Genomic DNA, 23,762 nt, shown 5'->3' with positions numbered 1-23,762 from the left:
CCGAGCCGGCCGAACCGGGTCGAACCAACCGAACTGGACGGACTAACCGAACTGGACGGACCGCTTCGCCAGGCCCATCCAGAAGCCCTCGATCACACTCCGCCCGCTCTCGAGCTCGCCCTGAGACGCTCCCAGCGTGACGAAGAGCGGCGCGAAGTGCTCGGTCCGCGGATGAGCCAGCCGCCCGGCCGGTGCCTTGTTCTCGAAGTCCAGCAGCGCGTCCACATCGGCCGCCGCGAGCGCCCGCTGCCCCCAGTCGTCGAACTCCGCCGACCAGCCGGGGGTCCCTTGATGCCGCAGCGCGGCCAGATTGTGCGTGAAGAAGCCGCTGCCGACGATCAGCACGCCCTCGTCCCGCAGCGGCGCAAGCCTGCGCCCGATCTCCAGCAGCTTCTGCGGGTCGAGCGTGGGCATGGAGATCTGAAGTACGGGTATGTCGGCGCCCGGGAACATCTCCACCAGCGGGACGTACGCTCCATGATCGAGGCCGCGGTCCGGGATGTCCTGCACGGGCGTACCGGCTCCGCGCAGCAATTTCCGTACGGAGTCGGCGAGTTGCGGAGCACCGGGAGCGGCGTACGTCACGCGGTAGTAGTGCTCGGGGAAGCCCCAGAAGTCGTACACCAGCGGCACGGTCTCTGTGGCGCCGAGCGCGAGCGGGGCCTCCTCCCAGTGGGCGGAGACCATCAGGATCGCCTTGGGGCGCGGCAGGCCGGCGGACCAGGCGGCGAGCTCGCCGGGCCAGACGGGGTCGTCGGCGAGCGGCGGGGCACCGTGGGAGAGATAGAGGGCGGGCATGCGCTCTGAGGTGGGGGTGGCACTCATGACAGCTCCCGGTCTACTTGAACTTTCAAGCTATCCGAACTCTAACTCCATATAGTTCAACTTTCAAGAATGGGTCGTAGAGTGGAATCCATGAACACGGCATCCACCGGCGGGGGCGACGCCGGACCGCGCTGGCTCACCGACGACGAGCAGCGCGTCTGGCGCTCGTATCTGCACGCCACCACCCTCTTCGAGGACCACCTCGACCGCCAATTGCAGCGCGACGCCGGTATGCCGCACATCTACTACGGCCTGCTCGTCCAGCTCTCCCAGGCCCCGCGCCGCCGCAAGCGGATGACCGAGCTGGCCATCGACGCCAAGATCACCCGCTCCCGGCTCTCGCACGCGATCGCACGTCTGGAGAAGAACGGCTGGGTACGTCGTGAGGACTGCCCCTCCGACAAGCGCGGGCAGAACGCCGTACTGACGGACGAGGGCTTCCAGGTCCTGCAACGGACCGCACCCGGCCATGTAGAGGCCGTACGCCAGGCGATGTTCGACCGGCTCACGCCCGAACAGGTAGGGCAGCTGGGCGAGATCATGCGGATCATGGCCGAGGGGCTCCAGCCGCAGGACTCGGGCGCGGACCTGCCCTGGCTCCGCTGACGCACCACGCGAAGGGCCCTGCCCGGGTTCACCACCCGGGCAGGGCCCTTTCCGCTTGACCTCTCAGCGTCCGCCGAACTCGCGTCAGTGCGCGACGACGGGAACCTTGATCTCGTCCTCGACACCGTCACCCGAGGCCGCGGTGACCGAACCGGCCCCCGGACGCCCGGTGTTGATCAGCGTGAGGGCGATCGCGGAGGCGGTGGCGAGGATGCCGACCGCCCACCAGATGGCGCTCGAGTAGCCGTGCACCATGGCCTGCGCCTGCAGCAGCTGCTTGTTGGTGGCGCCCGCCGCGTGCGAGGTGATGTACGCGGTCGTGGCCGAGGCGGCGATGGTGTTCAGCAGTGCCGTACCGATGGCACCGCCGACCTGCTGCGAGGTGTTGACCATGGCGGACGCCACACCGGCGTCCTCCGGACGCACCCCGTGCGTGGCCAGCGACATGGCCGGCATGAAGGCCGTACCCATGCCCAGACCCAGCAGCAGCTGCGCGGGCAGGATCAGACCGGCGTAGGAGGAACCGACGTCCAGCTGCGTCAGCATCAGCATGCCGACTCCGGCGACCAGGAAGCCCGGGCCCATCAGCAGCCGCGGCGCGACCCGGGTCATCAGCCGGGCACCGATCTGGGTGGAGCCGGTGATCATGCCCGCGATCATCGGGAGGAAGGCGAAGCCGGTCTTGACCGGCGAGTAGCCCCTGACGATCTGCAGGTAGTAGGTGAGGAAGAGGAACAGCCCGAACATCGCGATGATCGCGAGGCCCAGCGAGAGGTAGACACCGCCGCGGTTGCGCTCGGTCAGGACGCGCAGCGGCAGCAGCGGCGACTTGACCTTCGCCTCGGTGAGGACGAACGCGGCGAGCAGCAGGGCGGAGGCGACGAACAGGCCAACGGTGGTGGTGTCGGACCAGCCGTCGGACTCGGCCCGGGTGAAGCCGTACACCAGCGAGACCAGACCCAGGGTGGACAGGACCACGCCGGGAATGTCGAGCGTCGAGCGGTTACGGCCGCCGGCCGGCTCACGGATCACGAAGTACGCGCCGGCGGCGGCGACGATCGCGAACGGGATGTTGACGAAGAACGTCCAGCGCCAGTTGAGGTACTCGGTCAGCACGCCGCCGAGGATCAGACCCACCGCGCCACCGCCACCGGCGATCGCACCGTAGATACCGAAGGCCTTGGCGCGCTCCTTGGCGTCGGTGAACATCACCGCGAGCAGCGAGAGCGCGGCGGGCGCGAGCAGCGCGCCGAAGGCACCCTGCAGTGCGCGGGAGCCGAGCAGCATCGCCTCGCCGGTCGCCGCGCCGCCGAGCGCGGAGGCGCCGGCGAAGCCGAGCAGGCCGACGACGAAGGCGCGCTTACGGCCCCACAGGTCGGCGATCCGGCCGCCGAAGAGCAGGAGTCCGCCGAAGGCGAGCGCATAGGCGGTGATGACCCACTGCTTGTTGGCCTCCGAAATTCCCAGATCGTGCTGGGCGTGCGGGAGCGCGATGTTCACGATCGTCGCGTCGAGCACCACCATCAGCTGGGCCAGGGCTATGAAGACCAGGGCTTTCCAGCGACTCGGGTCCGGAAGTGAGATGTCGGCTGTTTTTGGCATGCGAGAAGCCACCTAAGGATGCAAAGAGGTCATAACGGGACGTGGTCAAGAAGTCGTAGGGGGGACTGGCGGAGCCGCCCGAAGTAATCGGAAGTGACGGATCTACTGCTTCACGGGGTGCTCCGCAGGTCCTCCAAAGTCGCGGCCGTGCCCGGCAGTTCGGAGCGCGCGGGCGCTTCCAGACCGTCCAGGAACAGCTGCAGATGACGGTGTACGAACCGGTCCATGTTCGGGCACACGGTGCCCGGCAGCGGCCGGGTGAGCTGGGAGAGCGCGACGAGCAGATCTCCGACGGCGACGTCGGTACGCAGACGGCCCGCCTTGTGCGCGCGTTCGAAGAGGCCGTCGACTGCCTCTTCCAGGCGTTCCTGCTCATGGGTCAGGTCGGGAAAGTGCCGTTCGAAGGTGCCGGTCAGCAGCGGGCACAGGGCCCCGATCCGTTCGTCCGCGGCCGCGTGGGCGAAGCGGCGAAGCGCCGCGAAGGTGTCCACTTCCTCGGCGGCCGCCTCCTGCGCCCGTTCCGTGGTGCGGGCGAGAACGAAGAGGACGACCTCATGGATGAGGGCGTCGCGGTCGGCGAAGTGCCGGTAGAGCGTGGCGTTTCCGACGCCGGCCCGGCGGGCGATCTCGTCGAGCGGGACCTCGGGTCCGAACTCGACGAACATCTCGCGGGCGGCCGTCACGATCCGCTCCCGGTTCCGCAGGGCGTCTGCCCGAGGCCGTGGGGAGCGGCGCGCTTCGGTGTCGGCGGCGGGGCTCACGGCTCCACTTCCTCTCTGTCCGGCTCTCGCATCCGGTCTGTCTCCCGGCCCGGCCTGTCCGGCCCGTCCGGCTCGTATCGCTCCCGAATCGCTCTCGTATCGCTACGCAAGCGGGGACCGCTTCCCCGTTTCGCGGGGACACGAGTTCAAACGGGGAAACCCTCCCCGGTTATTTCCCGCATCCAATGTGACCTGCATCACGCATTAGCCGCGGGAAATACCCACGATCGGCCCACCCCGCGCGCGGCCCGCCACCACCCGTCACAGGCTGATCGCACAGCGCAGCGAGGGCCGGCCTGCTGCCGCGGACCCCGAGGCGATTGCATGGAGCAGACGCGCCACCGGATACGCGGAGCCGGCAGGCACCGGCGCCTCAGCGCGCTCGCCCTCCTCGCCTCACTCGCGCTCGCCGCCCTCACCACGGCGAGCGCCACGCTCCCCGCCCCCACGCGGGCATCGGCGGGACCCGTGGCCGCCCAGGAGCGGGGGCTCGGCCCGTGCCGGATCGCGTCCACCATCGGCGTGCAGATGTCGGAGGGCATGCCGACCCCGCCCGGATATTCGCGCTCCACCGGCGAGGTCCGCGCCCTCAACCTGATGATCGACTTCCCGGACGCACCGGGCCCGGGGCCGGCGCGAGACCGGCTCGCGGAGTTCTTCCCGCAGACTTCGGAGTGGTTCAAGACCAGTTCGTACGGACGGCTCAGCTACCGCCCGGACGCGCCGCTCACCGACTGGCTGCGGATGCCGATGCCGTTCGCGGCGTACGGGATAGAGCGCGGCTCACCCTACGAGCCCGGCTACCGCAAGCTCGTCCAGGACATCGTGGCCGCCGCCGACCCGAAGGTGGACTTCAGCACATACGACCTGGTCAACATCCTGGTCACACCCAATGCCGGCCCCTCGGCGCTGGACACCGTGCTCTCCGTGACCTTCTCGGGCAACGACGACGCCCCGCTCGCGGACGGCGTGCCGCTGGCCAACACGTCCTTCGTCTACAGCCGCCAGGACGACGGCTCGGGGTCGTACGACGAGACGGGCTTTCGCGTACTGCCCCATGAGAACGGCCACGTATTCGGCCTGCCCGACCTCTACACCACCGAGGGCGGCGGCGCGGTCGGCCACTGGGACATCATGTCCGAGGACTGGGGCGCCAACAACGATCTGCTGGGCTGGCACAAGTGGAAGCTCGGCTGGCTGGACGCCGACCAGATCAGCTGCGCGTCCGCGCCCGGCACCACCGAGTACTCGCTGACCCCGCTGGCCACCTCGGGCGGCGCCAAGATGGCGATCGTTCCGGTGACCGAGGACTCCGGGTACGCGGTGGAAGTACGCACCAGGGCGGGCAACGACGAGGCCGTGTGCGAGCCGGGCGTACTGATCTACCACGTGCAGTCCGACGTGGACACCGGACAGGGACCGGTGGCGGTCTCGGACAGCAAACGCAACAGCGGCGGCTGCACCCGGCGGCCCAATGTGCACGCGGAGCTCTCCGACGCGGCGTACGGGCCCGGCCAGACCTTCACCGACGCCCGGAACAGGATCCGTATATCGGTGATCCGCGAGGCCTCGGGCGGCAGCTACCGGGTGCGCGTCACGCGTTCTTGACCGACCGGTCCTGCGACAGCTGCTCCTGGACCGGCCCGCGGAGCTCCCGCTTGAGGATCTTCCCGGTGTGATTACGGGGTATCGGCTCGTCCCGCAGCAGGACATGCGCCGGCACCTTGAAGGCCGCGAGGGACCTGCCGACATGCGCCCGCAGCTCGTCCACCGCGACGGTGGCCCCGGCGCGCAACTGCACCACGGCCGCGACCTCCTCCCCCAGCACCGGGTGCGGTACACCCAGCACAGCGGCGTCGGCCACCCCCGGGTGATCGTGCAGGACCGCCTCGACCTCGACGCAGTACACGTTCTCTCCGCCGCGGATGACCATGTCCTTGAGCCGGTCGACGACGCTGACCCGCCCCTCCCGCACGGTCGCGAGATCGCCGGTCCTGAACCAGCCGTCGTGGAACGCGGCGGCGGTGGCGGCCGGATCGTTCCAGTAACCGCGCACGAGGGACTGCCCGCGCAGCCACAGCTCACCGACCTCGCCCTCGGGCAGCGGCTCGCCGGCGGGCCCGGCGATCCGCACCTCGGTCGCGGACGACGGCCGCCCCACACTGCCCGGGTTCTCCCGGTAGCCGGCGCCGAAGTTGGCGAGCACGCCACCGCTGGTCTCGGTCAGTCCGTAGCCGTTGCGCGGCTCGATCCGCTGTCCGTACCGGGCCGTCAGCCGCGCCACGAGATCGGGCGGCGCGGCGGCCCCGCCGGTGCTGAGGTGCGAGAGCGTCGCCAGCTCCGACCCGGCCCGCTCGGCTGCATCGAGCAACTGCAGCGCGGTGGTCGGCACGCCGGAGTAGTACGTGATGCGGTGCCGCTCGATGAGCTCGAGGGCCTGCTCGGCGTCCCACTTCCGCATCAGTACGAGCGTTCCGCCGGCCGCCATCGTCGAGTACAGCGTGGTGAACGCGGCCACATGGAAGAACGGGAACGTCAGCAGGACGACGGGCGCGGGCCCCTGCCCCGGCATCACTCCGCGCGCGAGCGCGGAAGCGGCCGCGTGGAACCGCGGATTGAGTGCTGCCCCGGCCTGCGCGAGCTGTGTGGCGACGGCGCCCTTGGGCCGCCCGGTGGTCCCTGAGGTGTAGATGATGGTGGCGTCGTCCTCGGCCCGGACCTCGACGGCGGGCGGCGCGGCGAGCGGATCCGGGCGCTCGAAGTCCTCGTACCGCTCGACCCCTTCGGTCGGCTCGACTCCTTCGGTCGCCTCGCCCCCTTCGGTCGGCTCGACCTCCTGGTGGAAGACGACGGCCCGGACACCGGCCCGCTTGCGCCAGGCCTCGACCCGCGGCAGCCGCTCGCCGTCGACGAGGAGCACGCGCGGCGAGCAGTGGTCGAGGGCGTACGTGAACTCGTCCTCGGTCCACCAGGCGTTGAGCGGCACGGCGACCAGCCCGGCCAGCTGTGCGGCCCAGAAGGCGATCTGCCACTCGGGGTGATTGCGCATCGCGACGACCGCCCGGTCGCCGGGCCGCAGCCCGTACTCCTCGACGAACCGCCGCGCGAGCGCGGAGGCGGCGGCGAAGAACTCCCGGTAGGTGTACGACCCGGTGGCGGCAATGAGGAACGGCCGGTCGCCGAAGGCCCAGGTGGCCTCGACGAACTCCCGCAGGGTGCGCGGCCCGTCCGCGTACAGCAGTCCACCGTCCTCGCCGCGGACGACAGCGAAGGGGGCCCCTGGGGCGACGAGCGCTTCGGGAGCATGCGCCGGGGCGGGCGCGGGGGCGGACGGATCGGGGTGCGGGTGGGGGTGCGGCACGGACGACCCTCTCTAAGCGCTTGCTCAGTACGCTGGCGTACGCTATGCCCGCACCCGGACACCGTCAAGGTGGGTGTACCGCCCACCGAGGCCTGATCACGCTGTGTGCCGACCGCCTGCCACAGAGCCTGGCGGCAGGCCCGGACGGCGGGATGCCTGCTGCGGTCACCCGTACGCTGTCGGCGGCGGCGAAGCCCTCACCGGCCGCACCACCACAACACTGTCGGGACCCCAACTGGCTGGATCCGCCCATCCTTCGGGCGAATTCCAGACACGTTTACCGACAGATCCCCGCCTCCGTCCGGTTCGACCGGCGGGCGTTGCTGCTCCTCCTGGACGAGCAGCACCGGCTGCTGCCGAGCAGTCGGCAGCCCCTGCAGGACACGTCCAGCGGCCACACCCTGTGGACGGTGCACCAGCTACGCCGACGGCGCCGGGATTTCTTCCCTGAAGGAGTCGTTCTACTTACCGCCGGCTTCACCGAAGGCCGGCTACCGAACGGCCGTCTCGAGCTGTCATGACCCGGATCTGAACTGCGGGAGCGTGCATGCCCCGCCAGCGGCAGCCTCAGGGGAGATAGGCGCCCGAGACCACTGCGGCGGCGAACGATGTGCCCCACAAACGAACACACAGACCCCGTCGTGCCTCACCGCTCCAGCGCGCGCAGGCCGTCGACGAGCAGTCGCAGGCCGAACTCGAAGTGGGCGTTGAAGTCGGCGTCGGCGATGACGGGCACCGCCGCAGTCAGGTGGGGGAACGCGGACTCCGTCACCGCCTGGCGCAGGCGTTCGGGGTCGGCCGGAGCCTCGCCGCTGAGGGCGGCCTGCTCTTCCAGGGTGTGGCCGAGTGTGAAGCTCACGACGGCCAGCATCGCCTGTGCCGCGTCACCCGAGTTGAAGCCGGCCTCGCGCAGCGTGCCGATCAGAGCCTCGGCGAAGCCGAGCGTGTTCACGCCGGTCGAGTAGGTGCCGGCGAAGACACGGGCGCCGTCGCGGTGGCGGAGCAGTGCGGCACGCAGAGCGCGGGCCAGCCCGGCCAGTTCCTCGTCCCAGCCCTGCCCCGCTCCCTCGGGTGCCGCCGTGTCGCGATCCGCCAGCATCCGTTCGGCCATCGCGGTCAGCAGGTCCTGCTTGGTGGCGAAGTACCGGTACAGCGCCCCTGCCTGCACCCCCATGGCCTCGGCCAGCCGCCGCATGGTCAGCGCATCCAGCCCGGCCTCGTTCAGCAGGTCGAGTGCGGTGGCGATGGTGCGGTCCGGGTCCAGCTTCGGGGGGCGTCCACGGGTCGGCGTACGCGTGGGTGGCTTGGCGGGGCTTGACGGGGAGCTCATGGCCCCCACTATAGTGAACAACGTTCACGTGAACGTTGTTCACTAAATAGGAGAGGTGACGCCGGTGGACCCCGATGTGATCGTCGTTGGAGCCGGGCCGACCGGGCTGATGCTCGCCAGTGAGCTGGCCCTGGCCGGCGTACGGACCCGGATCGTGGAGCGCCGCTCCGAGCCGCAGCACCAGTCACGGGCGCTGACCCTGCATCCCCGAAGCGTGGAGGTGCTGGACCAGAGGGGCCTCGCCGACCGCTTCCTCGCCTTGGGCCGGACCATGGCCGGCTGGCACTTCGCCGCCCTGGACACGAAGCTCGACTTCGCCGCCCTGGACTCCCGGCACGGCTACACCCTCTTCCTCGCGCAGGCCCGTACCGAGGCCCTGCTGGAGGAGCGGGCGCGCGAGCTGGGCGTGGAGATCCTGCGCGGCCACGAAACCCTCGATGTGCGCCAGGGCGCCGACGGCGTCGACGTGGACGTGCGCGTCGCGGGCGTCCGGCGGACCACGCGGACCCGGTACGTGGTCGGGTGCGATGGCGCGCGCAGTGTGGTGCGTCAGGCGGCCGGGATCGGCTTCCCGGGGACCGGCGAGACATTGACCGGCATGCTCGGGGACTTCGAGGCCGTCACTGCGGACTCCGGCACGCTGGACCGGGCGCGGGCGGGCGGCGTCCTGGTCGTCGGCTTGGAGCACCGGCTGACCCGCTTCGTGCTGATCGCCCCGCAGCGGATGCGGGTGCCGTCCTCGGAGCCGGTCTCGATGGACGAGTTCCGCACCGCGCTCAAGGAGGCCTGCGGCAGCGACTGCGGTATCGGCGAACCCCATTGGCTGTCCCGGTTCGGCAACGCCACCCGTCTCGCGGAGTCCTACCGCGCCGGGCGCGTGCTGCTGGCGGGCGACGCGGCACACATCCACTTCCCCGCGGCCGGGCAGGGGCTCAACACCGGCCTCCAGGACGCGATGAATCTGGGCTGGAAACTGGCCGCCGAGATCAACGGATGGGCGCCGCCGGGGCTACTCGACACCTATCACGCCGAGCGCCAACCGGTCGGGCAGTCCATCACCGAGAACACCGAGGTCCAGACCCTGCTGGCGGAACTCACCCTCGTAGCCCAGTACGAACGCCCCGCCACCGCCCTCCGGAAGCTGATCAACGACCTCCTGGGCATGGAGCAGGTCAACCGCCGCCTCGCCGGCGCCGTCTCCGCGATCGACACCGCCTACCCCTCCAAAGGCGACCCGCTCACCGGCCGGCGCCTGCCCGACGTCGCCCTCGTCACCACGACCACCGGGGCGGGCAGGGTCTACGACCTCCTCCACGAGGGACGCTTCGTCCTGCTCTGCCTCGACGGCGACACGAGTGCACGAGAAACCGGACGGTGGGCGTCCCGTGTCACCTCGGTGACCGTCACCCGGCACGACGCCCACCCCGTCCTCGACGGGCTCACGGAGGTCCTGATCCGCCCCGACGGACACATCGCCTGGGCCACCCGGGCCCACGACCTGCGAACCCGCCGAATGGAACGCACTCAGGCCCTGACCACTTGGGCCGGCACCCCGACGGGGAGCGAACTGTGACGACCGTGACCCGCGTCAACCCCCCGGCCGCGGGCACCGAGTCACCGCCCGTCCGGCACCCCGAGGGGCTACCGCCCCACCCGGGCCTGACCGTGGTCACCGGAGCGGTCGCCGACGAGCCCGACCGCGTGCACACTGCGCTCCCCGGACACGACGCCGTGATCATGGCCATCGGCAACCCGCTGTGGCTCAAGGGACGGCGCGGTCCAGCCATCGTCGCGGCGGCCACCCGCAACCTTGTGTCCGGGATGCGCGACAACGCGGTGCCACGTATCGCCCTGCCCCTCGCCTGGGGCGCCGGAGCCAGCACAACTGCCACTTCCCCCCTAGTCCGGGCGGCCACCAGTCCGGGCGGCCACCCGGATGTTCATCCGACGCGACTACAAGGACTTCGACGCCGCCGAGGAGACCCTCGGGCGTCCTGCCTGAACTGGACGATCGCCTACTTCGGCAGCCTGACCGACGATTCCCCCGGTCCGCGGTGGTCCGCCTCTCCCACACTGCGCACCCCGCCCGCCCTGGCGATCTCCCGAGCGGACGTGGCCCAGTTCCTGCTCGCCTCGGTGGAGAACAACGACTACGCCCACGCCCGCGCCGTGCTCAGCGGGCCGCCTCCGGGTCGCCGCAGCTCCAAGACCCGGCACTGGGGACCCACTTGTGGAACCTCGCCCAACACCTCACCAGCCGCCGCCCCTGAGACCCGAAGGTCCAAGCGATGCCCGGCGCCGGTGGCGGCGGTGCGCCACGGTGCGGTGAGGCCCAAAGGCCTTGGTCAGACGGTTGCGCGTGCCGCGAGTACGCTCCTCAGTTCCTCCGCCGATGCACGGAGGACGGCCGGCAGGTCCGGCTGGCCCGGCTCGCTGATCCAGCGTGCGAAGGCAACCTTGAACACGGCGATCCCCGTCTCGGCGGCCAGGCTCGCGGCCGGCTCGGGGACACCGCGGCCGCGCAGCGCGTCCGCCATGGCCTCGGCGATGCCAGCGAGCTTGATCAGCTCGCGTTCCCGTAGTTCCGCGTTCGCCGACACGATGGCGTCGCGCAGTCTGACCCGTTCGGGGTTCTCCTGGAGCATGGCGCCCAGGGCTTCAAGTCCGGCGCCCACGATGTCCATCGGCATCGCGCCGGCCGGCGCCTCCGCGGCGGCCCGCGCCAGCAGATCCCGCGCCGTCTCCGTGCCGTAGAAGAGGACCTCGCGCTTGTCCGCGAAGTGCCGGAAGAAGGTCCGCTCGGTCAGCCCGGCCCGCGCGGCGATCTCCGCCGCCGTGGTCTGCTCGAACCCCTGCTCGGCGTAGAGCTCCAGCGCTGCCTGCGCCAGCCTGCCGCGCGCGTTCGGTTCCCATCGGCCCATGGCCCGATCCTACGTGATGACAGTGACTGACATCGCAGTGTATGTTGATGACAGTCACTGACGTCAGCGAGTGCGCAGCGCCCTCTACCCCGAGGACACCAGCCGGCAGGCGGCGACCACCGCAATGGAAGAGAGCCCCAACTCGCCGGGGAAGCCGCAGAGCAAGTAAGCGAGCCTCACCAGGACCCGCCGCGCGAGGCGGGCGGTGCCCGTGCGCGGCCCCGTCACCTGGTAAGCCGCACTCGCCAGCGAGGCACCAGGACCTCACGCCACGTGAGCGGCCGGATGAAAGGTAAGCGGATAGCTCATCCGAATGTGTGTTACGGTCACGTCAAGCGGATGAGCTATCCGGATACCTGCTGGGAGGATGGGCCATGAAGAGGACTGCTGTGGTCACGGCCGGAACGGCCGGCATCGGCTTGGAGACGGCGCTGGGGCTCGCTGCTGCCGGGTTCTCGGTCACCGTTATCGGACGCAACGCCGACCGGGGCGCCCGGGCGGTCGACCGGATCAACGCGACGAGCCCGGCACACCCTGGTCGGTTCCTGTCCGCCGACCTCGCCTCGCTCGACGAAGTCCGCGCGTTGGCCGACCGGATCGCCTCCGACCACGCCGCCTCGGGCGAGCCGCTGACCGTGCTGGTCAACAACGTCGGGGCGATGTTCGCGGATCGACGGGACCTGGGAGGCGTCGAGGCGTCGTTCGTCGTCAACCACCTCTCGCCGTACTTGCTGACCGAGCTGCTGCTGCCCACACTGACCGCCGGTGCGCCGAGCAGGATCGTGAACGTGACCTCGGGTGCGGTCGGAGTCGCGAAGCGGGTGTTCGACGCCGTCGAGCCGCCCGGTGGCTACTACGGCTTCCACTGGTACGGCCGCGCCAAGCTCGCCAACCTCTCCTACACGCTCGACCTGGCCGCGCGGCTGGACGGCACGGGCGTATCGGTCTTCGCCGCCGACCCCGGAGGCGCCGCGACCGACATGACCAACGGCACCATGGCCGACCCGAAGATCGTCTCGCCCGCGCTACGGCTGCTGTGGCCGGTGGTGCGCCGCAAGTTCGAACGCTCGACTTCCGGTCCGGCGTCCGCGGCGGCCAGGCCCTCGATCCTCGCCGCCACCGACGACGCCCTGGCGGGTCGGACCGGCGTCGTCATCGGCGCCAAGGCGAGCCCGGTGGCGCCGTTCCGCGCGGCGACCGACCCCCGCGTCGCCGAGGCCGTGCGCCGACTCAGCGAACGGCACGCGCCTCTTGCGGCCACCTGACCTGCCAAGCGATGCCGACACGGGCGGCGGGACCATCCGGATGGGCCATCCGGTTAACATGTCCCCATGACGACGCCACTGCGCAAGGACGCGGCCCGCAACTGGGACCGGATCGTCGCCGTCGCCCGTGCCCTGGTCGACCAGGGCACGCCGTTGCAGCTCAACGACGTCGCCCGCCGCGCCGGACTCGGTGTCGGCACCGTCTACCGCCACTTCGCCACGCCCGAGGCGCTGCTGGAGACCGTCGCCACACCCTGCCTGGAAGCCCTGGCCGCCCACGGCGAGCAGGCGCTGGCCGACACCGACCCCTGGCGCGCGCTGGAGGTATTCCTGACCCACACCGTCGAAGCGCAGGTCACCGACGCCTCCCTGGCTCCGGTCACCGCCGCACCCGCAGACACCCTGCCGCGCACCACGGAGCTCAAGAGGTCGCTGTGGTCGGCAGGCACCACACTCCTCGACCGGGCCCGCGAGGCCGGGGCGGTCCGCCCCGACCTGGTCTCGGCCGACCTGGTCCCGCTCATGTGCGGCATCGCCTACGCCGCGCACGTCCACGGCGGCCCTCCCGCCGACCGGATCGACACTGCCCGTCGCTACCTGGCCACACTGCTCGGGGGCCTGCGAGCCACACCACCGAACGCGTGAGATGCGTCCCGCGTCACGGAGACCGGGACCCAGCACCCACACTCCATTCCGGCGCCGACCGGGCAGGAGCCCTCCGACGGACAGCGGCCGGATCAGTGGAGCACCTTCAGGTTCAGGGCTTCGAGATCATCTCATTGCCCCTTTGACGCGTGTCTGGGTCACACCCCGACTACGCGGCCTGAGTCGGCTCACTCCTGCCCCTCATCGTCATCATCGAGGCCGACCGCGTCCGGGTCGCGCAGCGGGCGCAGGCCGCCGCCGGCCGGGACGGTGACGCGGAAGCTGTAGCGGCCGAGCACGTTGAGGTTCGCGTGTCGCGGCGGGGAGAGCCGGGCGGCATCGGCGTCCAGGATGTGGTGCTCGCGCTGGTCGGCGGGCAGGGCCCGCAGCGCGGTGACGGAGGCGTCCAGGTAGCGGGTCGTCCGGAGCACGGCGGCATTGAGGACCAGGCCGAGGGCGCCGAGCTGGGGGGTCTCGCCGGTATTGCTCCAGGATTGAACGCTAAGGATTGATCTTGGCTGGGGCTTGGGACTTCGGCGGACCGCGCTCGCCTTCACCCCGGAGATCAGTCGCTGGGCGGCTGCTCGCGCAGCACCGTGGCCAGGGTGGTGGGTTCGCGGCGGAGCAGGGTGGCCAGTGTCGGGTCGACGGCGGCGAACTCGCCGGCGCGGCTGGCGGCGAAGATGCCCAGCAGCTGGTCTGCCACCTCGGCAGGGACGCCGTGGCCCGCCAGCTGCTCCCGGAACTGGTCGTCGGGTGCGGTGGTCTCGCGCAAGCCGGACTCGGTCTGGACCGAGCTGCCCCGGCCCGCGAGTGCGGGCGTCGAGCCGGTCGGGCACATCCGTCTCGGGTACGCCCGCGCCTCGACCGCCAGGCAGCCCTTGGACGCTCAGCTGGACTCCCTCGCCGAGGCTGGGGTGACCCGGGCCTTCTCCGAGAAGATCTCCACCCGCGCTACCAGACGCCCCGAGCTGGAGGCCGCCGTCAAGCTCGCCTCAGAGATCCGTTCCTCCGGCGTGCGTGTCACCCTCGTCGTCCACGAACACAAACGCCTCGGCCGCCGCATCGAACTCGCCATGCTCGCCGAGGAACTGAGGGCGAACGACGTCGGCCTGGAATTCCTCACCGGGGAGCTGAAGGGCTCGCACGACCCCTCGGGCAAAGTGTTCACCATGCTGGCGGCCACGTCTGGCATGGAGCGCGAATACATCCGCGACCGCACCCTCGAAGGCCACGAGTCCGCCCGCAAGCGCGGCAAGACCATCGGCGGCGCGGGCGTCACCGACGACGACATGCTCTCCATGGCCCTCCAGCTGCGCGACCAGGAGATGAGCCCGCGCGACATCGCCAAACGGCTCGTCATCACCACCGGAAAGAAGAAGGGCCGGCACCCCTCGCCCGCGACCGTCATGCCGATGCCGCGCGAACACCACGAACCGGCCGCCGAGCCGGCGAGCACATGACCACGGTCACGAAGCCCCGCGGGCTACTCCGCGGCTGGTTTCTGGGCCAGGACTCCGGGGCCGAGAGTGCGCGTCGCTCAGTGGCTTGAGGGTGGCGTGGTGAGCTTGGTGGGTCCGTCGGTCGCGGCATGGGCGTAGCGGCGTGCCAGGTGCGCGAAGGCGTGTTTGAGTTCGGGTGGGCCGACGACCTCCATGTCGGCGTCGAAGCTGCCGATGGTGGCGGCCAGGCCGGGCCATGACCACGAGCCCAGGACGAGCCGGCAGCGGTCCGGGCCGAGTTCCTCGACGACTCCGTCGCGGGTGTAGCGGAACACTGCGGCGGCGGGCAGGTCGAGGATCACCTCGCCGCGGCAGGGCCAGTCGCCCGAGCCTTCGGAGCCCCGGAATCTACCGGCGACGAAGGCGGCCACCTCACCTCCGGGCAGCTCGCGCGGGGTGAAGCGGGGCCCGGTGGGTGTGCGCGGGGTGATCCGGTCGGCGCGGAAGGTGCGCCAGTCCTCGCGGTCGAGGTCCCAGGCGACGAGGTACCAGCGCCCGCCCCAGGTGACGAGGTGGTGGGGCTGCACCCGGCGCGGAGGGGGTTCGGCGCGGTCGATGTCGGTGGCTACCGGTGGGGATGCGGGGGTGTAGTCGAAGCGCAGCACTTCGCGGGCGTGGACGGCGGCGCTGAGCGCCATGAGCACGCCGCTGTCGACCTGCGGGTCCGGCCGGATCGCGGGCCGCTCGACGGCGGTGACCTGGAGGGTGTCGATGCGGTGGCGCAGCCGGGCGGGCATGACCTGCCGGACGGTGTTCAGCGCGCGTGCCGCGGCTTCCTCGATGCCGGCGCCGGTGGTGGTGGCGGTCTGGAGTGCGACGGCGAGGGCGACGGCTTGCTCGTCGTCGAACAGCAACGGGGGCAGTTCCGTGCCGGCGTCGAGCCGGTACCCGCCGTCGGGGCCTTTGGTGGCCACTACGGGGTAGCCGAGTTCGCGCAGGCGGTCGACATCGCGGCGCACGGTGCGCGGGCTGATGTCCAGCCGCTCGGCCAGTAGCGCACCGGGCCAGTCCCGGCGTGCCTGGAGCAGCGAGAGCAGCGACAGCAGTCGCGCTGAAGTCTTCTGCATGACTCCCATCCTGCCCCGAGAAGCGGCCACACCCTGGCCGCTTCCCCTGCGACTGTGGTCACCAAGCAAGGCCAAGCAAGCCGATCCTCGTGATCGTCATCGGCAGCGGGGGACCAAGCTCCCGCTGTCACAGCGAAGCGATCCTGCGGTCGGCACGCCTTGTGGGCTGTTCGGACAGGGACGCGTAAGTCGGCCCAGACCAAGATAAATCGAGAGACAAGGAACCAATCATGTCCGTCAACGCTGTGACCCACCTGAACTTCCGAGGCGACGCCCGCGCGGCGCTCACGTTCTACCAGTCCGTGTTCGGCGGGGACGTGGTCATGGTCACGTACAAGGACGCCGGAAACGTCCAGGACCCGTCCGAGGCAGACCAGGTGATGTGGGGCCAGGTGGCCGCCGACAGCGGTTTCCGTGTGATGGCCTACGACGTGCCCTCGTACATGCCGTGGAACCAGGGCGAGAACGCGTTCTTCGTCTCGCTCCGCGGCGAAACGACCGAGGAGATCACCGCGTACTGGAAGAGGCTCTCCGACGGCGCGAACGTCCTGCAGCCGCTGGAACCCGCGCAGTGGGCGCCCCTCTACGGAATGCTGAAGGACCGGTTCGGCATCACCTGGGTCCTGGACGTCGTCAGCCAGTACGACGCTTCCTGACCACCAAGGCCCGGGGGGCGGGTCTCCGCCGCCCGGCCGACGCTGCGACAACGGCGTTCAGCAAAGGTCTTCCTGCCCGCCGGCCGGTGGCCGGCGGGCAAGCCGCGGCAGCTCCCGGCCAGGAGCGTGCCCGGCGGAGCTGCCGCGGCTTGCCACGGCACCCCCGGCTCTTACCGGACCAACACGGGACTCGAAGGCAAGGACGCAGCAGTGAAGATGCGCGCGCTGGGGCGAACCGGGATCCAGGTCAGCCCCTACGGCCTGGGCACCATGATGTTCGGCCAGGCAGGTAACCCTGACCATGACCATTGCGTCCGGATCATCCACCGGGCACTGGACTCAGGGATCAACTTCGTCGACACCGCCGACGTGTACGTACCTGGCGGAGAGTCCGAGGAGATTGTGGGCAAGGCCCTCAAGGGCCGGCGCGACGACGTCGTGCCGGTCACCAAGGTCAACGGCTCGATGGGTCAAGACCCCAACCGTGGCGGCGGCTCACGGCGCTGGATCGTCACGGAGGTCGAGCACTCCTTGCGGCGCCTGCAGACCGACCACATCGACCTCTACCAGATCCATCACCCCGACCCGCAGACCGACATCGAGGAGACGCTCTGCGCCCTGACCGACCAGCGCAAACTCGACGCCGGCGAGCAACTCACCCCGCTGGCCGAAGAGGCCGGCCTGTCACTGACCCACCTCGCGATGGCCTTCGCCATCACCCACCCCGGCGCCACCTCGGCCATCATCGGCCCCCGCACCATGGAACACCGTGAGGACCTCCTGGCCGGCGCCGCGACCACTCTCGACGACGAGGTCCTCGACCGGATCGACCAGATCGTGGCGCCCGGAACCGACATCGGCCCGCTCGACGTGTCCTACAACCCGCCGGCCATCACACGAACGACGCTACGCCGACGATCGGCCGACGAGCGCGCCGCGGTGACCCGATGACCGTTCTCGACACCCGGGCCCTCAACCGCGCGACGCTCGCCCGGCAGTTGCTGCTCGATCACGCCGACCTCCCGGTCCTCGACGCCGTCGCGCACCTCGGCGGTCTACAAGCACAGGAACCGCAGGAACCCTTCGTCGGACTCTGGTCGCGGCTACGCGCGTTCGACCCGGCGGCGCTCTCGGATCTGCTGATCCGGCGGAACGTGGTGCGGACCCACCTCATGCGCCGCACCGTCCACCTCCTCACCGCCGACGACGCCCTGGCCTGGCGGGCACGCCACGACACGATGCTGCGCCAACGGGTACTCGGCACCTACCGCCGCGAGCTCAACGGGATAGATCTCGACGAACTCGCCGCGGCAGGCCGGGCGGTCATGGCCGACGGCAAGCCCCGCTCGATGACCGAACTCGCGCGAGCGCTCGCCGACCGCTGGCCGACGCCGGGACCGCGGGCGCTGGGGGAGATGCTGATCGCCGCCCTCGTCCCGATGGCGCAGCTGCCACCGCGCGGACTGTGGCGGACGAGGGCAGGCGTGCGCAACCTCCCGCTCTCCTCCTGGCTGGGGCGTGAGATCGACCCGCCGTCCCCGGACGGCTCCGACCCTGTGGGCCAGACGCTGGTACGGCGCTACCTGGCCGCGTTCGGCCCCGCCGCCTCGGCCGACCTGCGCGCCTGGTGCGGCCTCGCCGGACTCCCGGCCGCGGTCGCCGCAATACGCGAAGAGCTCGTCACCTTCCGCGACGAGCGAGGCAGGGAACTGCTGGACCTCCCCGACGCACCGCGCCCCGACCCCGAAACACCGGCCCCGGTGCGGTTCCTGCCGGCGTTCGACAACGCGATCCTCGGCTACCACGACCGCGGCCGGATCATCGACGACGCCCACCGCGGCCTGTCCGTCGCCGGCGAACGCGTCGTCCTGCTCGACGGCCGGGTCGCCGCGACCTGGACCGTCAAGGACGACACCGTGATGGTCACCCCGCTGCGCCGCTGGTCCCAAGCCGACCGCACCACCGTCGCCGAGCAGGGGCGGGAACTGGCGTCGTTCCTCTCCGACAACGACAGCCACCGCGTACAGATCGCTCCCCTCTGACCGGTACACAGCGGCGCTCAAGCCGATCGGCGCCCTGACCGGTCCCTGACGCCGTTCAGTCCTCCGCGCCGTCCTCGTCGGCGTCGAGCCCGGCCGCGTCCGGATCACGCAGCGGGCGCAGGGTGCCGCCCGCCGGCGAGTCCCGGCCTACGGTGCCAACGCGGCCCTGCTGATCTACATCGGCTACGCCTGGCTCAGCAACTCCGTCTCCCGAGCCAAGATCACCCACGCTCTCGCTGCCTGAGCCAGTGCGCACGTATCTCCGCCTACCGATCATGCACCACCCGCTACACTGACCGCGGCGGCTAAGCCCTCACCGGCTGCCACCGCGACCTGTCCAAGCACGCCTGAAGCAGTCCGCCACCCCGGCAAACTTTCAGACACGTTTTCCGACAGATCCCGGCCTCCGTAGCTCAGGGGATAGAGCACCGCTCTCCTAAAGCGGGTGTCGCAGGTTCGAATCCTGCCGGGGGCACCAGCGAAAAGACCCCGGACCGATCATGGTCCGGGGTCTTTGACATCCACGATTGACATCAACGGCGGCGGTCACTCACGGCCTGGACGCCTCTTGAGCAGCCGGTCCATGTGGCTGATCGCCTCGCGCTGCGTGTCCTGCACGACGTGCGTGTAGACGTCCATGGTGATGCTGATCTGACTGTGGCCGAGGATCTCCATCACGACGCGAGGAGCGACACCGGCCGCGGTGAGCAGGGTCGCGCAGCCGTGGCGGGCATCATGCAGCCGGATGACGCGAAGGCCGGCGGCCTCGGCGACGCGAGTGAAGGAGCGGTAGATGTTGCGCGGCTCGACCGGGCGCCCGCTGCGGGTGGCGAAGACGTACCCGCCCTCACCCCACGACTCCCCCGCGCGCTGCTTGGCGGCAGCCTGCCGCATACGGTGCCAGCGAAGCGGGGCGATGCACATCGCCGGAAGCGGCACGGCCCGACGACGACGGCCTTTGGGATCGTCGTTGTAGAGGACACCGCGCCGTCGCTGAGTCTGCTGCCGAACGTAGAGCACGCGCTTGTCCAGGTCGACATCCACCCAGCGAAGACCGACGATCTCACCCCGCCGGAGGCCCATCGCGATGGCGAGGACGAAGGCCGCGTACAGCGGGTCCTTCCGAGCAGCCGCGAGGAAGTCCAGCGTCTCATCCAGCGTCCACGGGTTCAGCTCCCGGGACTTCGGCCGCGGCGGCTCCACGAGACTCGCCACATTCCGAGCCACGAGTTCTTCGCGGCAGGCAGCGGTCAGGGCCGTGCGCAGGACCCGGTGCGATTCCTTGGCGGTGGCCGCGGTGGTCCTGTTCTCCAGCTGAACGAGGAAGCGGCGGACGTCAGCAGTGCCCAGCGACTCCAGCCGCTTCGCTCCGATCATGGGCACGAGGTACAGCCGGACGTGCGCTTCGTACTTGTCGTACGTGCTGAGCTTGCGCCGAAGCTTGATCACATTGTCCAGCCAGTAAGGCAGCCATTCGGAGAGCTTGGCGGACCGGGTGGGTACGGGCACGCCCTGGTCCACTTTGTCGAGCAGTTCGCGGCGCTTGACGTCGCACTCAGCCCAGGTCTTGCCGTAGGCGAACTTGCGGGCGCGGGTACCGTCCGGCTGGAGGACGTAGACCGCGGCTTGGTACCGGCCGTCCTTGCGCTTGGTGATCGTGCCCGCGCCGTTGGGGTTGCGCTTGCGCTGGGAGCCCATCAGGCAGCCTCCTCGATCCGATCGCGGATGTAGTTCTGCAGCGAGATCTCAGGGATTCGGCGAGCGCGCCCTTCGGTGATCGAGACGAGACGCTTCGAGCGGATCAGGTCATAGACCTTCGAGCGTCCGAGCTTGAGCCGCGCCATGACGTCAGGCACGGTCAGCAGCTGGTCGGTGGCGGTGGTCATGCTGGGGCTCCTTCCAGGGCGAGTTAGGCGCGCAGGGCTTCGCGGGCGGTTTCGCGGTTGAGCTGGAGGTCTCTTGCGATGGAGGCGGCGAGGACGGATTCGCCGGGGCTGTGGCCTTGTCCGGCGTACTGCCAGGAGGCGAGGACGAGCACGGTGTCCGGTTCGGCGTCGGCCAGGCCGAGTGCCTCGTTCTGCTGGGCGGCGCGGTAGTCGGCGCGGACCTGACGGAGCGCACCGAGCGTCGTCGAGTAGTGGCGCGACTTGGAGGAGAAGTGGCCGCGGAAGCCGAGCATGTGAGCCCAGGCGCGCAGCCTGCGGTCCGGATACAAGGCGTCGAGGTCGAAGCAGGCCTCGATGAGGCGGCGCGGGTGCTCGGGTACGTCGAGGAGCACCAGGACCTCACGGTTGCCGACGCGGCGGTCTACGGTGCCCGTCGTTTCGGCAGCCTTGGTCGCGTACTTGGCGACGTAGGAGGCGACCGCCTGCTCGGTGATGTCGGTGCCGGCCTCGAAGGCGCGGATGGGTCGGATGTCGAGTTGGGTGCCCCAGCGCAGGGAGCGGGCGGGTTGGTCGGCGGCGGCCGGAACGGTGACGGTCGTGTACGCGTGGGCGACGGCGGCCCGGATGGCATCGGTCAGCAGCTGCACCGTGGCCCAGGAGGGCGGCGGGTCCTCGGGCCCGTCCGGTCCGTCCAGTCGTACGACGGCATGGAAGTGGACTGCCCCGCGCTTCTGGAACTCGGCGACCTTGCCGTAGGAGACGCGTGCAACTTCCTTGAGTTCGCGTTGGGTGAGTCCGGCGCGGGCGGCGATCTCGCGGCGGAGCCGGTTGGTGAAGCGCTGCCAGAGGTTCCCGGCGTGGTTGTTGAAGAGGACGGCGGCCGCGTAGTCGTACGTCGCCGGGTCGAGCGGCGTACCGAGGGAGTCGTCGTCCGGCGAGTGGCTGGTGCCGCAGCGGCAGTGTCCGGAGTCGGGGCGGTTGTGGACGGGGCCGAATGACGGGGCGGTGAGGGTGGCGAAGACGCGCGGGTGGTCGCGGACGGTGGCGGGGATGTTTTTGTCCTGGTCGCCCGCGAGTCCGGCACGGATCAGGTGGTAGGTGTCGGCGGCGTACATCCAGGCGCAGGCCGGGCAGCGGGAGGCCCGGCGGTTGCCGCAGGCGAGGCGGAGCCGTCCATCGGGCTCGTCCTCGGTGGAGTAGCGGTGCAGGGTCTCGCCGGTGGTCTTGTCCTTGGTGAGGGTCCAGCCGGTCAGGTGGATGGGGTTGGCGCAGCCGCCTGTCCGGCGGACCTGGTCGCGCCAGCGGTCGAACCCGGCGGACCCGGCCACGCGCAGCACGTCGCCGAGGGTGGCCGGGTCCAGACCCGCGATGGTCACGGTGTCGGTCACGCGCGCTCCCGAAGGCCGACAGGGGCGGGGGCCGAGACGGTCGCCAGGCCGGTTCCACGGCAGCGGCGGCAGACCACGTTGAGCGTGGCGCGGGTCCCGTCGGAGAGGAGCGACCCGGTGTCGATGGCGACCACGGGGAAGCCGTCGCAGTCGGAGCAGATGCGCGTCCGGGCAGGGCGAAGCTGGGCCATGATGGTGGTCCTTTCGATTGCGGTTGGAAGGGGCCGGACCGTCCGGGCGGCGGCGATGCTTGGCGGCTTGTGCGCCGCCCGGAGGCCGGTCAGTGCTCAGTGCGAGAGAGTGCGGGTGCCGCGACGTCCTGCCTTGCCCTTGGCCGCGTACATCGCGAAGTCGGCGGCGGCGAGCGCGTCGGACAGGCTGCGGACCGGAAGGTCGGCGAGGCGGCAGGAACCCACGGAGACGTACAGCGGCAGTCGTCGCCCGGCGTACGCGAGCGGCTGATGCAGAGCATGGGTGAGCGAGCCGAGGTCCGGACTGCCGTCCGTGCGGATGACGGCGGCGAACTCGTCCCCGCCGAGGCGACCCGCGATTCCCTGTCGGCCGCACCATGCGGTCAAGCGCTCGGCGGTGGCGGTGAGCGCCACATCACCGGCGGCGTGGCCGTGAGAGTCGTTGAGGTTCTTGAAGTCGTCGAGGTCCAGGAGCAGGACGACGGTGTCTCGGTGGCGACGGATGATGCGTTCGGCGCGAGCCGTCCACCCGGCGCGGGTGCGCAGGCCGGTGAGCGGGTCTCGGCGAGCAGCGGTCAACTTCTGGGCGAGGTAGGTGGAGTGGGCGGCCCAGCCGATCAACGGCAGGGATAAGGCGAGCGCTTGCGTGTCCACGGTTCTCCTTCGTTGCGGTTGGAAGGGGTTGCGTGGGCCGTCCGGGCAGTGGCGATGCTTGGCGGCTTGTGGCACTGCCCGGCGGCCGGTCAGCGGTGGAAATCCTGGCGGAGCATGCGGACGAGGACCAGGAGGACGACGCCGCTGATGGAGAGCGCGAGTCCGGTGATGGCCACCGCGAGGAGCATCGAGGTGAGCACCACGCCGGTGACGACGACACCCGTCACAGCGGCAGCGGGGTTGCTGCGGACCACGTCGACGAGGCCGGAGCGGGCGGGCGCGGGTGCCGGCTGCGTGGGCTGCTCGACCGGGACGGGAGCATGGGTGTGAGTGGTCGGGACGTAGGTGTCGGGCGTCGGGTACTTGGGTTTGAACATGGCCGTTCTCCTTCCGGGGCGGACTACTTGGCGAACGGGTCGATGACCGGGGCGAGCAGGCTGTCCGCGAGGAGGTAGCCGCCGAGCAGGAGGACGGCCACAAGCCAGATGGGCGGGCGGACGAGCTTGATGCCGAGCCAGCCGACGACGATCAGGGCGAGCCAGAGCGGAACGTTCATGGCGGTGGTCTCCTCGGCGGTCAGCGGGGGTTGCAGCGGTGCGTGCGAGCGGCGAGTTCGGCGGCGGCGCGGTTCAGGTAGTCGGCGGACCAGTCGCAGCCGGGTGCCGTGCAGGCGGCGGCGTGGGCCTCCCGGCCGTGGCGGTCGTGATGGGTGCCGATCTGGACGGGGCCGATGCGGTCCATGTCCCAGAAGCGGTTACGGGGCATGGGTCACCTCTTCGCAGGTGCGCTGGGGGTGAGATCGGCGGAGGTGTACGTCTCGACCGCGGCGGCGTAGGCGGTGGCGGCCGCACGCAAGTCCTGTGCGAATTTGAGCTGTTCGGCCAGGGGAAGGCTGTCGCGGGCGTAGAGCGTGAACGACGCGTGCGCGTCATGCACGGCGAGGATCGGAGTGCGCGTCGTGCCGTAGATGCCCCTATGTTTCGTCAAGCGGCTGAAGGTGCCTGTGTGGCCGTCGGAGGCTGAATGTGCCGGTAGAGCTCGCGGGCCACGTAGCGTTTGA

Annotated in this window: 27 protein-coding genes, 1 tRNA gene and 2 pseudogenes; 11 read left to right on the top strand and 19 right to left on the bottom strand. The window is 70.5% G+C overall.

The genetic code is table 11. The annotated features are described in order from the left end of the window. Positions 1–42 precede the first annotated feature (42 nt). Positions 43–825, bottom strand: a complete 783-nt coding sequence (locus AB0D12_RS16120; protein ID WP_362682177.1) for a class III extradiol ring-cleavage dioxygenase — start codon at positions 823–825, stop codon at positions 43–45. Between the two features lie 90 nt (positions 826–915). Between AB0D12_RS16120 and AB0D12_RS16115 the strand changes: the two genes are divergently transcribed. Next, positions 916–1,431, top strand: coding sequence for a MarR family transcriptional regulator (locus AB0D12_RS16115; protein ID WP_362682174.1), 516 nt, complete (start codon positions 916–918; stop codon positions 1,429–1,431). Between the two features lie 84 nt (positions 1,432–1,515). Here the strand turns inward: AB0D12_RS16115 and AB0D12_RS16110 are convergent, their stop codons facing one another. Both AB0D12_RS16110 and AB0D12_RS16105 read right to left on the bottom strand, forming a co-directional pair. After that, positions 1,516–3,033: an MFS transporter gene (locus tag AB0D12_RS16110; RefSeq protein ID WP_362682171.1), complete on the bottom strand. Its 1,518-nt coding sequence runs from the start codon at positions 3,031–3,033 to the stop codon at positions 1,516–1,518. 110 nt (positions 3,034–3,143) lie between these two features. Further along, complete coding sequence (locus AB0D12_RS16105; protein ID WP_362682168.1) at positions 3,144–3,794, bottom strand: helix-turn-helix domain-containing protein; 651 nt, start codon at positions 3,792–3,794, stop codon at positions 3,144–3,146. Between the two features lie 324 nt (positions 3,795–4,118). Here AB0D12_RS16105 and AB0D12_RS16100 point away from each other — a divergent pair, with 324 nt between their 5' ends. Then, a complete protein-coding gene (locus AB0D12_RS16100; RefSeq protein WP_362682165.1) occupies positions 4,119–5,402 on the top strand; it encodes a M6 family metalloprotease domain-containing protein in 1,284 nt (427 codons plus the stop codon). Here AB0D12_RS16100 and AB0D12_RS16095 read toward each other — a convergent pair. After that, a complete protein-coding gene (locus AB0D12_RS16095; RefSeq protein ID WP_362682162.1) occupies positions 5,389–7,155 on the bottom strand; it encodes a class I adenylate-forming enzyme family protein in 1,767 nt (588 codons plus the stop codon). The two genes, AB0D12_RS16100 and AB0D12_RS16095, sit on opposite strands and share 14 nt — an antisense overlap. Positions 7,156–7,801: 646 nt before the next feature. After that, positions 7,802–8,485: a TetR/AcrR family transcriptional regulator C-terminal domain-containing protein gene (locus AB0D12_RS16090; RefSeq protein ID WP_362682159.1), complete on the bottom strand. Its 684-nt coding sequence runs from the start codon at positions 8,483–8,485 to the stop codon at positions 7,802–7,804. A 64-nt stretch (positions 8,486–8,549) separates the two neighbouring features. Between AB0D12_RS16090 and AB0D12_RS16085 the strand changes: the two genes are divergently transcribed. Together AB0D12_RS16085 and AB0D12_RS16080 are read left to right on the top strand one after the other, a co-directional pair. Next, positions 8,550–10,058 (top strand): monooxygenase, encoded by a 1,509-nt coding sequence (locus tag AB0D12_RS16085; RefSeq protein WP_362682156.1) that lies wholly within the window; start codon positions 8,550–8,552, stop codon positions 10,056–10,058. Next, positions 10,055–10,618, top strand: a pseudogene (locus AB0D12_RS16080) (NAD(P)-binding oxidoreductase); the annotation flags it as partial. The gene AB0D12_RS16085 and the pseudogene AB0D12_RS16080, both read left to right, overlap by 4 nt. 212 nt (positions 10,619–10,830) lie before the next feature. Here AB0D12_RS16080 and AB0D12_RS16075 read toward each other — a convergent pair. Beyond that, a complete protein-coding gene (locus AB0D12_RS16075; protein WP_362682153.1) occupies positions 10,831–11,406 on the bottom strand; it encodes a helix-turn-helix domain-containing protein in 576 nt (191 codons plus the stop codon). A gap of 374 nt (positions 11,407–11,780) precedes the next feature. On the opposite strand from AB0D12_RS16075, the gene AB0D12_RS16070 reads away from it, so the two are divergent. Together AB0D12_RS16070 and AB0D12_RS16065 are read left to right on the top strand one after the other, a co-directional pair. Continuing rightward, on the top strand, positions 11,781–12,671 hold the full coding sequence (locus AB0D12_RS16070; RefSeq protein WP_362682151.1) for an SDR family NAD(P)-dependent oxidoreductase: 891 nt from the start codon (positions 11,781–11,783) through the stop codon (positions 12,669–12,671). Positions 12,672–12,737: 66 nt separating this feature from the next. Continuing rightward, on the top strand, positions 12,738–13,316 hold the full coding sequence (locus tag AB0D12_RS16065; RefSeq protein ID WP_362682148.1) for a TetR/AcrR family transcriptional regulator: 579 nt from the start codon (positions 12,738–12,740) through the stop codon (positions 13,314–13,316). Between the two features lie 188 nt (positions 13,317–13,504). On the opposite strand, the pseudogene AB0D12_RS16060 reads toward AB0D12_RS16065, so the two are convergent. After that, positions 13,505–13,783 (bottom strand): annotated as a pseudogene (locus AB0D12_RS16060) (hypothetical protein); the annotation flags it as partial. A 98-nt stretch (positions 13,784–13,881) separates the two neighbouring features. Beyond that, positions 13,882–14,091 (bottom strand): hypothetical protein, encoded by a 210-nt coding sequence (locus AB0D12_RS16055; RefSeq protein ID WP_362682145.1) that lies wholly within the window; start codon positions 14,089–14,091, stop codon positions 13,882–13,884. On the opposite strand from AB0D12_RS16055, the gene AB0D12_RS16050 reads away from it, so the two are divergent. Further along, entirely contained in the window at positions 14,078–14,779 is a 702-nt protein-coding gene (locus AB0D12_RS16050; RefSeq protein WP_362682142.1) for a recombinase family protein, read from the top strand. The genes AB0D12_RS16055 and AB0D12_RS16050 overlap by 14 nt on opposite strands. A 77-nt stretch (positions 14,780–14,856) precedes the next feature. Here AB0D12_RS16050 and AB0D12_RS16045 read toward each other — a convergent pair whose 3' ends face one another. Then, positions 14,857–15,885 carry a WYL domain-containing protein gene (locus AB0D12_RS16045; protein WP_362682140.1) on the bottom strand — a complete coding sequence of 343 codons (1,029 nt, stop codon included), beginning with the start codon at positions 15,883–15,885 and terminating at the stop codon, positions 14,857–14,859. Between the two features lie 230 nt (positions 15,886–16,115). Between AB0D12_RS16045 and AB0D12_RS16040 the strand changes: the two genes are divergently transcribed. From AB0D12_RS16040 to AB0D12_RS16030, 3 genes are all read left to right on the top strand, one after another. Next, positions 16,116–16,541, top strand: a complete 426-nt coding sequence (locus AB0D12_RS16040; protein ID WP_362682137.1) for a VOC family protein — start codon at positions 16,116–16,118, stop codon at positions 16,539–16,541. A 210-nt stretch (positions 16,542–16,751) separates the two neighbouring features. Continuing rightward, the gene (locus AB0D12_RS16035) at positions 16,752–17,492 is read left to right on the top strand and encodes an aldo/keto reductase (RefSeq protein ID WP_362682134.1); all 741 of its coding nucleotides are present in this window, start codon (positions 16,752–16,754) and stop codon (positions 17,490–17,492) included. Further along, the gene (locus tag AB0D12_RS16030) at positions 17,489–18,583 is read left to right on the top strand and encodes a winged helix DNA-binding domain-containing protein (RefSeq protein WP_362682131.1); all 1,095 of its coding nucleotides are present in this window, start codon (positions 17,489–17,491) and stop codon (positions 18,581–18,583) included. The genes AB0D12_RS16035 and AB0D12_RS16030 overlap by 4 nt, the downstream gene beginning before the upstream one ends. 55 nt (positions 18,584–18,638) lie before the next feature. Here the strand turns inward: AB0D12_RS16030 and AB0D12_RS16025 are convergent, their stop codons facing one another. Beyond that, positions 18,639–18,839: a hypothetical protein gene (locus AB0D12_RS16025; RefSeq protein WP_362682128.1), complete on the bottom strand. Its 201-nt coding sequence runs from the start codon at positions 18,837–18,839 to the stop codon at positions 18,639–18,641. Positions 18,840–18,985: 146 nt separating this feature from the next. On the opposite strand from AB0D12_RS16025, the gene AB0D12_RS16020 reads away from it, so the two are divergent. Further along, a tRNA-Arg gene (locus AB0D12_RS16020) sits at positions 18,986–19,061 on the top strand. A gap of 68 nt (positions 19,062–19,129) precedes the next feature. Here the strand turns inward: AB0D12_RS16020 and AB0D12_RS16015 are convergent. The 9 genes from AB0D12_RS16015 to AB0D12_RS15975 all read right to left on the bottom strand — a co-directional run bounded on the left by AB0D12_RS16015 (position 19,130) and on the right by AB0D12_RS15975 (position 23,689). Beyond that, positions 19,130–20,281 carry a site-specific integrase gene (locus AB0D12_RS16015; RefSeq protein WP_362682125.1) on the bottom strand — a complete coding sequence of 384 codons (1,152 nt, stop codon included), beginning with the start codon at positions 20,279–20,281 and terminating at the stop codon, positions 19,130–19,132. Beyond that, on the bottom strand, positions 20,281–20,469 hold the full coding sequence (locus AB0D12_RS16010; protein WP_362682122.1) for a helix-turn-helix domain-containing protein: 189 nt from the start codon (positions 20,467–20,469) through the stop codon (positions 20,281–20,283). Before AB0D12_RS16010 ends, AB0D12_RS16015 begins: the two co-directional genes overlap by 1 nt. Before the next feature lie 23 nt (positions 20,470–20,492). Further along, on the bottom strand, positions 20,493–21,857 hold the full coding sequence (gene repSA, locus AB0D12_RS16005; RefSeq protein WP_362682119.1) for a replication initiator protein RepSA: 1,365 nt from the start codon (positions 21,855–21,857) through the stop codon (positions 20,493–20,495). Then, positions 21,854–22,048 (bottom strand): hypothetical protein, encoded by a 195-nt coding sequence (locus AB0D12_RS16000; RefSeq protein ID WP_362682116.1) that lies wholly within the window; start codon positions 22,046–22,048, stop codon positions 21,854–21,856. The genes repSA and AB0D12_RS16000 overlap by 4 nt, the downstream gene beginning before the upstream one ends. A 96-nt stretch (positions 22,049–22,144) precedes the next feature. Then, on the bottom strand, positions 22,145–22,702 hold the full coding sequence (locus AB0D12_RS15995; protein WP_362682113.1) for a GGDEF domain-containing protein: 558 nt from the start codon (positions 22,700–22,702) through the stop codon (positions 22,145–22,147). An 89-nt stretch (positions 22,703–22,791) separates the two neighbouring features. After that, a complete protein-coding gene (locus tag AB0D12_RS15990) occupies positions 22,792–23,079 on the bottom strand; it encodes a SpdD protein (RefSeq protein WP_362682110.1) in 288 nt (95 codons plus the stop codon). Positions 23,080–23,102: 23 nt separating this feature from the next. Further along, positions 23,103–23,258 (bottom strand): hypothetical protein, encoded by a 156-nt coding sequence (locus AB0D12_RS15985; protein ID WP_362682107.1) that lies wholly within the window; start codon positions 23,256–23,258, stop codon positions 23,103–23,105. 20 nt (positions 23,259–23,278) lie between these two features. Then, a complete protein-coding gene (locus AB0D12_RS15980; protein WP_362682104.1) occupies positions 23,279–23,467 on the bottom strand; it encodes a mobile element transfer protein in 189 nt (62 codons plus the stop codon). A 3-nt stretch (positions 23,468–23,470) separates the two neighbouring features. Next, positions 23,471–23,689 carry a hypothetical protein gene (locus AB0D12_RS15975; RefSeq protein WP_362682101.1) on the bottom strand — a complete coding sequence of 73 codons (219 nt, stop codon included), beginning with the start codon at positions 23,687–23,689 and terminating at the stop codon, positions 23,471–23,473. Positions 23,690–23,762: the final 73 nt, after the last annotated feature.

This window comes from Streptomyces sp. NPDC048479 (genome assembly GCF_040651435.1).
Classification (GTDB): Bacteria; Actinomycetota; Actinomycetes; order Streptomycetales; family Streptomycetaceae; genus Streptomyces.
Note: the sequence above shows the minus strand (reverse complement) of the source record. Positions and strands in the feature narration are given on the sequence as shown.